At 52.5% G+C, this 12065-nt stretch carries 14 protein-coding genes; 3 read left to right on the top strand and 11 right to left on the bottom strand.

Features of this window, described 5'->3' with window-relative positions:
* Nucleotides 1–139 precede the first annotated feature (139 nt).
* On the top strand, nt 140–1312 hold the full coding sequence (araJ, locus tag B9P82_RS15750) for an MFS transporter AraJ (RefSeq protein WP_047416924.1): 1173 nt from the start codon (nt 140–142) through the stop codon (nt 1310–1312).
* Nucleotides 1313–1339: 27 nt separating this feature from the next.
* On the opposite strand, the gene mak is transcribed toward araJ, so the two are convergent.
* Nucleotides 1340–2248 (bottom strand): fructokinase, encoded by a 909-nt coding sequence (gene mak, locus B9P82_RS15745; protein WP_101700607.1) that lies wholly within the window; start codon nt 2246–2248, stop codon nt 1340–1342.
* Nucleotides 2249–2339: 91 nt separating this feature from the next.
* On the opposite strand from mak, the gene rdgC reads away from it, so the two are divergent.
* The gene (gene rdgC / locus B9P82_RS15740; RefSeq protein ID WP_003021479.1) at nt 2340–3251 is read left to right on the top strand and encodes a recombination-associated protein RdgC; all 912 of its coding nucleotides are present in this window, start codon (nt 2340–2342) and stop codon (nt 3249–3251) included.
* Nucleotides 3252–3301: 50 nt separating this feature from the next.
* Here the strand turns inward: rdgC and ppnP are convergent, their stop codons facing one another.
* From ppnP to B9P82_RS15715, 5 genes are all read right to left on the bottom strand, one after another.
* A complete protein-coding gene (ppnP, locus tag B9P82_RS15735) occupies nt 3302–3586 on the bottom strand; it encodes a pyrimidine/purine nucleoside phosphorylase (protein ID WP_016152010.1) in 285 nt (94 codons plus the stop codon).
* Nucleotides 3587–3657: 71 nt separating this feature from the next.
* Entirely contained in the window at nt 3658–4335 is a 678-nt protein-coding gene (locus tag B9P82_RS15730) for an AroM family protein (protein ID WP_016155840.1), read from the bottom strand.
* A 246-nt stretch (nt 4336–4581) separates the two neighbouring features.
* Nucleotides 4582–4773: a protein YaiA gene (yaiA, locus tag B9P82_RS15725; protein ID WP_016152008.1), complete on the bottom strand. Its 192-nt coding sequence runs from the start codon at nt 4771–4773 to the stop codon at nt 4582–4584.
* 26 nt (nt 4774–4799) lie between these two features.
* Nucleotides 4800–5345, bottom strand: coding sequence for a shikimate kinase AroL (gene aroL / locus B9P82_RS15720; RefSeq protein ID WP_016155838.1), 546 nt, complete (start codon nt 5343–5345; stop codon nt 4800–4802).
* Between the two features lie 185 nt (nt 5346–5530).
* Complete coding sequence (locus tag B9P82_RS15715; RefSeq protein WP_016155837.1) at nt 5531–5986, bottom strand: YaiI/YqxD family protein; 456 nt, start codon at nt 5984–5986, stop codon at nt 5531–5533.
* A 148-nt stretch (nt 5987–6134) separates the two neighbouring features.
* Here B9P82_RS15715 and proC point away from each other — a divergent pair, with 148 nt between their 5' ends.
* Nucleotides 6135–6944, top strand: coding sequence for a pyrroline-5-carboxylate reductase (gene proC, locus B9P82_RS15710; RefSeq protein WP_016152005.1), 810 nt, complete (start codon nt 6135–6137; stop codon nt 6942–6944).
* Between the two features lie 17 nt (nt 6945–6961).
* Here proC and adrA read toward each other — a convergent pair whose 3' ends face one another.
* From adrA to B9P82_RS15685, 5 genes are all read right to left on the bottom strand, one after another.
* The gene (adrA, locus tag B9P82_RS15705; protein WP_088583121.1) at nt 6962–8077 is read right to left on the bottom strand and encodes a diguanylate cyclase AdrA; all 1116 of its coding nucleotides are present in this window, start codon (nt 8075–8077) and stop codon (nt 6962–6964) included.
* Nucleotides 8078–8168: 91 nt separating this feature from the next.
* The gene (gene psiF / locus B9P82_RS15700; RefSeq protein ID WP_003830956.1) at nt 8169–8489 is read right to left on the bottom strand and encodes a phosphate starvation-inducible protein PsiF; all 321 of its coding nucleotides are present in this window, start codon (nt 8487–8489) and stop codon (nt 8169–8171) included.
* A 97-nt stretch (nt 8490–8586) separates the two neighbouring features.
* Complete coding sequence (gene phoA / locus B9P82_RS15695; RefSeq protein ID WP_019076143.1) at nt 8587–10002, bottom strand: alkaline phosphatase; 1416 nt, start codon at nt 10000–10002, stop codon at nt 8587–8589.
* 104 nt (nt 10003–10106) lie between these two features.
* A complete protein-coding gene (locus B9P82_RS15690; RefSeq protein ID WP_016152002.1) occupies nt 10107–10349 on the bottom strand; it encodes a sigma-S stabilization anti-adapter protein IraP in 243 nt (80 codons plus the stop codon).
* Between the two features lie 249 nt (nt 10350–10598).
* A complete protein-coding gene (locus B9P82_RS15685) occupies nt 10599–11795 on the bottom strand; it encodes a multidrug efflux MFS transporter (RefSeq protein ID WP_101700606.1) in 1197 nt (398 codons plus the stop codon).
* Nucleotides 11796–12065 lie beyond the last annotated feature (270 nt).

The following is a 12065-nucleotide window of genomic DNA, read 5'->3' as shown; positions in this document are numbered from 1 at the left end:
CGGCACATAGCACGATCGTGAATACACAAAGACGGATATGAAATGGCATTCCACTTCGCTTATCCGCAAGCTATCTCTATTGGCGGCGAACGTTCGCCGCTATGGCGCATATCGTGCGTCTTTCTTGTTGGCAGGTGGTATGAAAAAAGTCATTTTCTCTTTAGCTCTGGGGACATTTGGGCTGGGCATGGCCGAGTTTGGCATCATGGGTGTACTCACCGAGCTGGCGCGGGACGTGGGAATTTCCATCCCTGCCGCTGGCCATATGATTTCGTTTTACGCCTTTGGCGTGGTGCTGGGCGCGCCTATTATTGCGCTCTTTTCCAATCGTTTTTCGCTCAAGCACATTCTGCTGTTTCTGGTCACGCTGTGCGTGATCGGCAACGCCATCTTCACCCTCTCGTCCTCATATTTAATGTTGGCGGTGGGCAGGCTGGTTTCCGGCTTTCCACACGGCGCGTTTTTTGGCGTTGGCGCGATTATCCTGTCGAAGCTGGCCCGTCCGGGAAAAGTCACCGCCGCCGTCGCGGGCATGGTTTCGGGTATGACCGTTGCTAATCTGATTGGCATTCCCATCGGCACCTGGCTGAGCCAGGAATTTAGCTGGCGCTACACGTTTCTGCTGATAGCCGTCTTTAATATCGCCGTGATGGTCTCGATAACTTTTTGGGTACCCAACATCAGCGATGAAGCAAAAGGGAAACTGCGCGAACAATTTCACTTTTTGAAAACCCCCGCCCCGTGGCTCATCTTTTCCGCCACCATGTTTGGTAACGCCGGGGTTTTCGCCTGGTTCAGCTACGTCAAACCGTACATGATGTTCATCTCCGGCTTTTCCGAAGCGCTGATGACCTTCATCATGATGCTGGTGGGATTGGGGATGGTGTTGGGAAATCTGCTGAGCGGTCGCCTTTCTGGCCGCTATACGCCGCTGCGTATTGCGGTAATAACCGACTTTGTAATTGTGCTGGCTCTGCTGCTGCTCTTTGCCTTTGGCGGGATCAAAGCCGCGTCGCTGATCTTCGCCTTTATTTGCTGCGCGGGCCTGTTTGCCCTGTCGGCGCCGCTGCAAATTTTGCTGCTGCAAAATGCTAAAGGGGGTGAGCTGCTGGGTGCGGCTGGGGGGCAAATTGCCTTTAATCTCGGCAGCGCGATTGGCGCCTGGTGCGGTGGTATGATGCTGACGCTGGGCTTTGCCTACAACTACGTGACGTTGCCGGCGGCGCTGCTGTCGTTTTCTGCAATGTCGTCGCTGCTGCTCTACGGTCGCCTGAAGCGCAGCGTATCCCGGATGACTCCCGCTGCCGGATAGCCTCCGCGCTACCCGGCAACGCGAATATTACTCCTGCGGCCACAACCAGGCCGCGCCGCGCACACCGCTGGAGTCACCGTGCAGCGCCTTGCGTAGAGGCGTTTCGCACTCGCCGCCAAAGACAAACTGTTTAATCAACGTTGGCACGTTTTGATACAGTCGGTCGACATTACTCATTCCGCCGCCCAGCACGATTACGTCCGGATCGAGAATATTCACCACATGTGCCAGTGATTTCGCCAGACGCAGCTCGTACCGACTCAACGCCTGTTCCGCCTGGGCATCCCGGGCATTAACAAGACTGATAATTTCACTGCCCTTGAGCGACTTACTGCTCAGGCGCTGGTAGTCGGTGGCAAAACCGGTTCCGGAAATGAAGGTTTCAATACAGCCTTGCTTGCCGCAATAGCAGGGCACTTCCTGCCGATAACGCAGTTCGTCTTCGTCCATCCACGGCAGCGGATTATGCCCCCACTCGCCCGCAGTACCGTTGCCGCCCGTGTGCGCCCGGCCGTTCAGCGCCACTCCAGCGCCACATCCTGTACCGATAATCACCGCAAACACGGTTTGCGCCCCCGCCGCTGCACCATCAACGGCTTCAGAAACCGCCAGGCAGTTGGCATCATTTGCCAGCCGCACTTCGCGATTCAGACGCGTACTCAGGTCTTTGTCAAAAGGTTGCCCGTTAAGCCAGGTCGAGTTGGCATTCTTCACCACTCCGGTGTAGGGCGAAATTGAACCGGGAATGCCCATCCCAACGGTTCCCGACTGCCCGGTGGCCTTTTCCGCCATCTCCACCAGCGCGGCGATGGTTTCTATCGTTTGCCGATAATCATCACGCGGCGTGGGCAGGCGATGGCGAAAAAGCTGTTCGCCTGCATCGCCAAGCGCGATAACTTCCGTTTTCGTACCGCCTAAATCGATACCTATACGCACTGTTTGCTCCTCTTCCCGATTAACAATGCAAGCATAGCGACAATTCGCTATCATGCCCGCTGGATTTAACGACAAGGCCGTGGAAATTATCATGCTGTGGTTCAAAAATTTAATGGTTTACCGTCTTAGCCGCGATGTTTCTTTGCGTGCCGAAGAGATGGAAAAACAGCTGGCATCAATGACGTTCACCCCTTGCGGTAGCCAGGATATGGCAAAAATGGGCTGGGTTCCGCCGATGGGATCGCATAGCGATGCATTAACGCATACCGCCAATGGCCAAATTATTATCTGCGCCCGCAAAGAAGAAAAAATTCTGCCGTCGCCGGTTATTAAACAGGCGCTGGAAGCCAAAATTTTCAAACTGGAAGCTGAGCAAGGTCGCAAACTCAAGAAGACCGAAAAAGACTCGCTGAAAGATGAAGTTCTGCACTCATTGCTGCCGCGCGCCTTTAGCCGTTTCAGCCAGACGATGATGTGGATCGATACCGTCAACGATCTGATCATGGTTGATTGCGCGAGTGCGAAGAAAGCCGAAGATACGCTGGCGCTGCTGCGTAAGAGTCTCGGTTCGCTGCCGGTCGTTCCGCTGACGATGGAAAACCCCATTGAGCTGACGCTGACCGAATGGGTTCGTTCCGGTACAACGGCACAGGGATTCCAGTTACTGGATGAAGCTGAACTAAAAGCGATCCTTGAAGACGGCGGCGTGATCCGCGCGAAAAAGCAGGATCTGGTCTGCGACGAAATCGCCGTGCATATCGAAGCGGGCAAACTGGTCACCAAACTGGCCCTAGACTGGCAGCAGCGCATTCAGTTCGTGATGTGTGACGACGGCTCTATTAAGCGTTTGAAGTTTAGCGACGAGCTGCGCGATCAGAACGAAGATATTGACCGCGAAGATTATGCTCAGCGTTTTGATGCCGATTTCATCCTGATGACGGGTGAACTGGCGGCGCTGATTAAAAGTCTGGTGGAAGGATTAGGCGGCGAAGCGCAACGTTAAGCCGTACTTACCGAATGGCGGCATAATGTCGCCATTCGTCATTTCTATGCTTACAGATAGCGGCAAAGATAGGATGTTGGCTCTGCCACCTGCAGATGAAACTCACTGTTGCCCGGTACGTTGAACACGTCCCCTGCGGCATACACCTTCCACTCAGTTTCCCCCGGCAGCAGCACGTTCAGTGCGCCGCTAACGACAGTCATCTCTTCAGGCGCCGCAGTACTAAAGGTATATTCGCCTTCAGCCATCACGCCAACACTGGCGCGGCCAGTACTGCTGCTGGTAAAACCGATCGATTTTACTTTGCCGGAAAAGTATTCATTACTTTGAAGCATACAACTGGCCCTATCTCGTGATTAAGTTGAGAACCAATATAGGGGGCTGACGTTCCACCTGTCACGCAAAATTACGCCAACAGCTCCGAAGCCAGTCGGGCAATCAACACATTAGACAGAAGAACCGGGACATCCAGCGATTTTTGCAGTAAATCTCGATGGCGTTGATTGAACCCCAGACAATCCAGCATGATCACATCCGCGCCTTGCTCCAGCAGTTCTTTCCCGGCATCAATCAATTGTTGTTCGGTACCTTCGATCGGATTCGCCACGGCATACACTGGTGGAGTTTGTAACACCTGCCATTTTTGCGTCTGGGCTTTGAGCAATTCGGTGACGGGGACAATAACCCCGACCTGATGCCCATCGACAATCGAGGCCACCAGCGGGGGGATAATACGTAACGGCTCCAATAGAATGCTATTGCGGGCGGTCAGGCGAGCGATTGAGGCGGTACTCATCAGCAGGATCACGTCAAAGCCCTGGTTATCCAGCACCTCCACGATACTTTGCAACGAGCGCTCTACCTTCTGGCGTGAGACATGCGCAAGTTGGTGGTCGCTGAGCAGCGTTAATAAAGGCTCGTCACCGGGCGAAACGCCGTACTCAGCCATCACATCTTCTCGCCGCATCTGTCCAAGCAGACTGTGGTGAGTAATGTGCTGTTCATCGATATATTCCGTCAGGAGCGGTAACACCTCACACATCGGCACCACGCCAATCGTGAGGATAGCCAACGACGCACTCATTTGTTGCTCCACCATCTTCTTACTTTGCTGTGAAATCCCGGGCAAGTGCCGGGCGCTGACCTGCGCTACAAATGCTCAAAAGCGTAGCAGCTGATCGGCGGTGTATTGTGTAAAGATTCCAAATCATTCCGGTACTGGATTGTTATTGCTTAATTTTCAATTTTAACGGTATACGGCGAAATTAAGAAAATGTGATGAACGCCCGTCCTGACACTTTTCAGACTCGTGCCAGGACGGTGCTTAATATCAGGTTTTATCGGGGTCTTCGTAGCGTTTTTTGGCATCCATGGCTTCCTGCGCAGAAGGATGCTCACTGATCAGCGTATTCGGTTTAGGGTGATCGGCTCGAAGTTGATACCAGGTTACCGTCTGGCCTGGCGTCCCCTTTTCAACCGTAACAATGGTCGCTTGACGCGGGTAAGGTGGTTTTGTCGGCATAGTTCTTCCTTTTCACTGGATGAACATTAAGTATAGACACCGCCCTGTAACCGTGGCGCTGCCTGCGCCAGTATCTCAAGAATGTCTTCCACCACCTGCGCAGGTTTATGGGTGGCATCAACGATGTAGTGCGCAGCTTCACGGTACAGAACATCGCGCTGGGCGAGCACTTCCTGCACCTCTTCAGTCAACGGCTTACCGGTTAAGGTTGGGCGCAATCCCTCTTCAGGCGTGGCCTCCAGACGATCAACCAGTACTGATACCGGTGCGCTTAAATAGATAACCACGCCGTGGCTGCGCATGTAATGACGATTAAATTCGGTAAGAATGATGCCGCCGCCGGTCGCAACAACCGTCGCCGGGGCTGTGACGGCCTGCAGAGCGCTCGTCTCCTGGGCACGAAACCCTTCCCATCCTTCCCTTTCGACGATCTCCGCCACGGTCATCTGCACGTGCGATTGCAACCAGCGATCGGTATCGACAAACTGGAAATCGATAGCCTTCGCCAGCGCCATACCGGTAGTTGTCTTACCACACCCCCGGGGGCCGACAAGATAAAGAGGTTGCGTCATTACAGAAATTCCCCAGGGAGCCGCGAGCGAGCGGGATCTGATGCGGTTAAAGATATAATCATATCACCAAACTAGTACATCGCCAAAACGTAAAGAAAAAATTACATACAGGGTAGCGATACCTATTAACCCCTACTATAACAAGAATTCACCATGAATAAAGTGTAAATAATAAATTACACGTTTTATTTTCTGCGCTGTACTTCCAGCCACCACTTATCAAGCTCAGCAGCAAAATGCTGCCTGTCTCGTGGTGAAAGGCTGTCCGGCCCGCCGGTCTGAATACCGCTGGCGCGTAGCGTATCCATAAAATCACGCATCATCAGACGCTCACGGATCGTGGCTTCGGTATAACGTTCACCGCGCGGATTAAGCGCCGCCGCACCTTTTTCAATGACTTCTGCCGCCAGCGGGATATCCGCTGTTATCACTAAATCACCGGCACTACACTGGCGCACAATCTCGTTATCCGCCACGTCAAACCCGGCGGGAACACGTAATGTGCGGATAAACCGCGAAGACGGGACGCGCAAACTCTGGTTTGCTACCAAAATAAGCGGCATCTGCATGCGCTCAGAAGCGCGGTACAAAATATCTTTAATCACATTCGGACACGCATCGGCATCCACCCATATTGTCATAATTTCTCCCCACTGATGTGCAGTTGCACATTGTCGCGTGCTTTTACTTGCAGGCAAAGTGCTGTTTATCCTTCTGCACATATTCAATCCGCGCTAAGCTTAGCTTTCCCAGGTAAAACAATGAATATCACGCATAGGGAGTGACAAAATGGACAAGAAAATCGGTTTTATCGGCTGCGGTAATATGGGCAAAGCGATACTTGGCGGCATGATCGCCAGCGGCCAGGTTCTCCCCGGACAAATCTGGGTCTACACCCCTTCCCCCGATAAAGTCGCTGCATTGCACGACCAGTACGGTATTAATGCGGCGCAGTCTGCGCAAGAGGTCGCGCAAATCGCTGACATCGTTTTTGGGGCCGTAAAACCAGGCATCATGATTAAAGTGCTGAGCGAAATTACCTCCAGCCTGAACAAAGACTCCCTGGTCGTCTCGATTGCCGCTGGCGTCACCCTCGATCAGCTCGCCCGCGCGCTGGGCCATGACCGTAAAATCATTCGCGCGATGCCAAACACGCCGTCACTGGTGAATGCCGGAATGACCTCCGTCACGCCGAACGCCTTAGTCACGCCAGAAGACACCGCCGACGTGCTGAATATCTTCCGCTGCTTTGGCGAAGCGGAAGTCATTGCGGAGGCAATGATTCATCCGGTCGTTGGCGTCAGTGGTTCAGCACCGGCCTATGTCTTTATGTTTATTGAAGCAATGGCGGACGCCGCCGTGCAGGGTGGCATGCCTCGCGCGCAAGCTTATAAATTCGCGGCGCAGGCAGTAATGGGGTCGGCAAAGATGGTGCTGGATACGGGTAAACATCCCGGAGAACTGAAGGATATGGTGTGCTCGCCTGGCGGAACCACCATTGAAGCGGTACGCGTCCTGGAAGAACGTGGTTTCCGTTCATCAGTGATTGAAGCGATGATTAAGTGCATGGAGCAGTCGGAAAAACTCAGCCGCTCCTGAGTTAACACCGCCGGACGTCAGGCCGCCGCCTCAGTGCGGTTACGTCCGGAATTCTTTGCTTTGTAGAGCGCCATATCCGCCGACTTTAACCATTCTCGATAATGCTCGGTTTCTGCGGTCAGCGGCGCAACGCCCACGCTGATCCGCAGAGCAACCTGCGGCGCGCAGGATAAACGCAGTTGGCCAAGTCGTTCGTGAACGCGAGACATCGCCGCAATCGCGCTGGTTGCCGGCGTGCCGCACATAATCACCGCAAACTCATCACCGCCAAAGCGCCCGATCACGTCGCTACCGCGTAAGGTCATCTGCAACTGGCGGGTCAGCGCGACAATCGCTTGATCCCCAACGTCATGACCCCAGGTATCATTAATGCTCTTAAAATGGTCGATATCGATAATCAGTAACGTGGCGTCACGCTGGTAACGGCGGCAATTATCAAATTCATTACGCAGTAACAGTTCCCAATGGCGGCGGTTGTACACCCCAGTCATGCCATCTCGCGTACTCATCACCTGTAAACGGCGTTTATGTTCCGCCAGCTTGATGACCGTCTGGTAGCTGACCCAGGCAAACAGCAGCGGATAAATCACCAGCACCGGCAGCGTCAATAGCACGCTAAGTTGAGTACTGCTAAAAGCGACGGAGATATCGGTTAACTGTAACGTCACCAGGCATGAAACCATCATCAAAACGGCGCCTGCGATGAATATTCGCATCCCGCCTGCGCCCATCAGGTTGATGCAGATAATCATCAGCAGCGCCGTGGATGGCAACAGGTTTACGCCCATAATCCCTATCCACATACCGGCAAGAATGGCATCGGCTTTTAAGTTGGTAAATTCGCTATGCAGAGGATCGTCGGCTTTGCTGGCCAACTGCCAGGCCAAATGCGGCCAGACAAACGCCCATCCCACCAGTAATAGCCACCAGCCACCGGTAATGGGCTGAGCAACTAATACCGACGCGATAGGGAAAAACATTCCCCCCAAACCCACCGCTCGCGGCAGCCTGATTCGTCGGGCGAATCGCAGACCGGAACGTTGGTGGTCATTTTGATGAAGCGATAAAAATGCTTCATTCGGGACGACCTTCTTTTGATAAAAGTTTTCATCATTCATTGTATTTGGGAATATTCTGAAACAAATTTCCCAAATTATAGGAAGGGGTCTGGTGGCGGAAGTATGATATTTCGGGTGAGCGATTTTACCTGCTCACCCGTAAGTGCTACGCAGATTTCTTCAGGCAAGCGCTCATAAATTTATTACGATCATCACCTTTCAGAGACTGCTCCGTCGCCTTAACGTTACATTCACGCATTTTTTGCTGCTGCGGCGTCAGGCTCTTTTCCTCCGGCGCAGATTTACTGTTTTTCAGGCAATCACTCATATATGTCTTACGCGCATCCCCTTTTAAGGTCTGCGCCGTTGCCTGCTGATTGCAGGTGGTCATACGCTGTTGTTGCGGGGTTAAAGTCTTCTCGGCAGCACCGACGGTAGTTAAAAAAATCAGACCAAAAAGCAGCGTCATTAATAATGTAATTTTCATAGCATCCTTCTTTTCTGAACGACAACACACAGGTAAGTTTGGCTGCTAACGATAAAAATACCACCCGGCGGCAAAAGTATTGCCGCCGGGCGTCGGGTTATTTCAGTCCTAACGCCGCTTTCATGGTGTAAAACAGGTCGGTTTGATCGGTCAGGCCGACCACATTCGCCGCGTGCGGGCCATAGGCTGCAATTCGCAGCTGGCTGCCGGTGTGCTCCTGAGATTCCTCTTCAGAGTTGCCGTAGCTGATGACCATGACCGCGCCATCTTTGGTGTTCAGCGCCTGGGTCAGGCCTGGTGCTTTGGTATCCGGCGCGACAATCTGGCTGGCATGTGCGTGGTCAGCGGTTACCACCACCAGGGTGTTGCCATCTTTCTTCGCAAAGGCAAGCGCGCGCTGTACCGCCTCGTCCAGATCGACCGTTTCACCAATCTGTCCGCACGGGTTGGCGGCATGGTCCTGTTTATCGATTGACGCCCCTTCCACTTGCAGGAAGAAGCCTTTCTCATTTTTGCTTAACAGCTCAATCGCTTTATCCGTCATCTGCGCCAGCGTTGGCACGCTGTCGTCACGCTTTGGATTTGGCGTACAGGTCACAACCGGCTTATCCAGATTGCCATGATAAGACGCTTTCGGACCTTCCCAGCGCACGGGCATATTGCCGTCAGAGAACAGGCCCAGCAGCGGTTTATCCTGATTAGCTTCGGTAATCGCCGCCAGCGTCGCGGTATCACTCACCATCTGATAACCACGGGCCAGGGCTTGTTCACGCAACGTTTTACCCTGCCACTCGCCCGCCGCAGCGGTTTCCGCAAACGTTTTGGCCCCGCCGCCCAGCGTAACGTCAGCCCGGGCATTCAGTAATTGTTCGGTGATTGACCCTTTACCGCCTTTTTCCAGCGCATTGGTTGGGCATTTTTCACGTGTCACGCCTGGGCCATAGCACTTACGCGAAGTCACATGGGCAACCAGCGCCGCCGGAGTAGCATCCTGCAATTCAGCGGTAGAAACGTTGCCCGTCGCCAGCCCCGCCGCTTTTGCCATTTCAAGAATTGTGGCGTGATCTTTTTCATGAATATCAACGCCCAGCGCGCCATTATAGGTTTTCACACCGGTGGTCCACGCCGTCGCGGATGCCGCAGAATCCGTCACATAATCGGGTTTACCCGTTTTCTTATCCAACGCATAGTGCGTGTATTGTCCGGTCAACGGTAAAGCATCAATTCCTTTAAAAAAGCCGCCTGCGCCTTCGGCATAATTTCGCGCGGCCGTTATTTCTGAGTCACCCATCCCATCGCCAATCAATAAAATAATATTTTTGGCAGGTTTATCGCTCAGAGATTCGCGCAGAGCCGCCGTTTGATCGGCAGACAATCGGCGGGCGCCGCCCGGCGTGGTGATATCACCCTGAGCGGCACGATTATCCATAACCGCTATGGCAGAGGTTTCTGCATTAATAACCGGGGTAAACAGCAAAGGTAACAGGGCAATAGCGAGTGCGCTTTGTTTCACTTTATTTTCTCCATGTATAAATACGGTAAAATTAAAACAAAGCGACTATAAGTATTTGATGTGACACTTTTATGATAATTTGTGGATGACGCACCACGGATTACTCAAAACGCTTTTGGCACACTCTCGCCAGCGTTATGAACGTTGGTCAGAAACGCAGGCATACGGCCTTCTCCAGCCAAAGCCCCCTCAATTTGGCGAATAAATATCTGCCGATCGTTACACGTCATATTGCGCAGCATTTCGATGATTACCTGCTCCAGCGTTTCAACCTGCGCCGTCAGTTCTTGCGACTCTTCTTCTTTTTGGGCGAGCTTAAGTAACAACTCAGTAACGAGATTTTTCATTTACGTATTCCCTTAACCAAATATAGGCCACGTTATCATTAAGACTCACAACTGCCTAGTGGATGAAAGTTGTATTTTCATAAGAAATAAAACGTTTTGCGAAAACAATCACAACACAAAATAAGGGAGAAGGAGTCTTAGCGCAGAATTATTCCATATAAAAGGGTAAGGGGATTAATAATCACCTGGATATATAAATGCATAATGATGGATTAACAACGCTGACGAGCAGCGTTGTTAATCAGGTACTCAGCGTGCGCAGCGCCGACGTCGCAACGCGATAGCCAGTTGCCAGATGTTGATAAGCACAATGCTCGCCGTGGCAATAAACACCCAGCGAAAGCCCGCCATTGCCGAAACCGTTGCTCCCATTAATGGCCCGGCTACGTTGCCGAGGTACATAAATGACTGGTTATAACCAAAAATGCGCCCGGTTATCTGGTCGCTGGAGTATTTCACCAGCAACGTCTGCACCGCGGGCAACATCGCGCCGTCGGCAAAGCCGAGCAGAAAACGTAAGACCCCCAACTGCAACGGCGTAGTGACCCATGACATGGCGAAAAACAACACGACGGCGAAGATTAACGTCGCCATTAAAATCCGCTCGGTCCCAATACGATCGCCTAATTTACCTAGCCGGGGCGCAGAAATCAGCGCCGAGATGCCCGGAACCGAAGCAATCAGCCCGCTGAGAAAGGCAATATTAGAACTGTCTGGGACCATTGATTTAATAAACAGCGCCAGAATCGGCCCAATTGAGCCGTTACATAACTGGATCACCATCGTAGTAAAAAACAGGCTGATCACCAGCGCCGGATAAGGCAGCGAGGCAAAGACGGCCTTCCCGCTCAGGCGTTCGCTTTTTTTGATTGTCGGGCGCACACCTTCTTTAATTAAGAACAGCGTGACCAGAAAACTCACTACCAGCAAAGCCGCGGTAATACAGAATACCGCCCGTAAGCCAACGTGGTCGGCAATAAAGCCCCCCATCAGCGGTCCGCCAATAACGCCGCTAATTTGCGCCGTCGAGAGCGTACTCAGCGCCCACCCGCTGCGTTCACGCGGAACCTGTGAGGCTACCAGCGCCATCGCATTGGGAATATAGCCAGACGTTAACCCCATGACCCCACGCAGCAGAAAAAGCTGCCAGACGTTAGTGGCAAAGGCCTGCAGTAAAATCGCAATCGCCATACCCAAAGAGGCCCGCAGCAGCATTAGCTTGCGTCCTTTACGGTCGGCTAAACTCCCCCACATCGGAGAGACAATGGCTGAAATCAGGAAGGTGACGCTAAACGTTAAGCCGGACCACATTGAGAGTGCTTCATGGGAGCTTACCCCCAGTTGGGAGATATAGAGCGGTAAAAAAGGTAGGATTTGGCTGATTGCCAGGCCGGTGAAAAAGCAACCGAACCATACGGAAATGAGGTTGACTCTCCAGGATTCCATAGGGACTCATAACGATAAGTAGCTGAAAACTGCGAGCAGCTTAACAAATTACTTAGCCAAATAAGGGTCCACAGGTGCGATATATCACAGTTTAGGATTTTATCTTCCCGCTCATCATATTTGTGATACACCTCACATCAACCCCACAATATCAGCAGGGGTTTATGCTCCGCGTCCGTTCTGCGCGTTTGCGCTTATCTGTTCCTCTGTTGCCCACCAAAACAATCTGCCAGAAGCCGAGGAAACCTGCGTTTTGTCGTGGTAAGGTAT

This window comes from Citrobacter sp. L55, assembly GCF_002850715.1.
GTDB classification, from domain to species: domain Bacteria; phylum Pseudomonadota; class Gammaproteobacteria; order Enterobacterales; family Enterobacteriaceae; genus Citrobacter; species Citrobacter braakii.
Note: the sequence above shows the minus strand (reverse complement) of the source record. Positions and strands in the feature narration are given on the sequence as shown.